The 241-nt window shown below is 72.2% G+C and carries 1 pseudogene; it reads left to right on the plus strand.

Annotation, left to right across the window (positions count from 1 at the left end):
• Window positions 1-72: 72 nt before the first annotated feature.
• A pseudogene (locus tag ACQG3P_RS22580) lies at window positions 73-241 on the plus strand (NAD-dependent protein deacetylase); the annotation flags it as partial.

Raw genomic sequence — 241 nt, forward strand, 5'->3', positions numbered from 1 at the left:
CCGGCCGAGAGTGCCGGACCCTGAACGGGCAGGGGCGATTGCGAACCCGCCAATCCCCCCCATCGAGCTCGCATGCCGACCCCCCTGGCCGACTTCATCGACCGCGCCCGCCGCCTGTTCGTCCTCACCGGCCCCGGCTGCAGCACCGCCTCGCGCATTCCCGATTACCCCGATGCCGACGGCCAGGCGAACCGCGCCCCACCGGGGGACTACCAGGAATTCATGGGCGAAGCGGCCACCC

Origin of the sequence: Stenotrophomonas sp. SrG (genome assembly GCF_050031795.1) — a bacterium.
Lineage (GTDB): Bacteria > Pseudomonadota > Gammaproteobacteria > Xanthomonadales > Xanthomonadaceae > Stenotrophomonas > Stenotrophomonas rhizophila_A.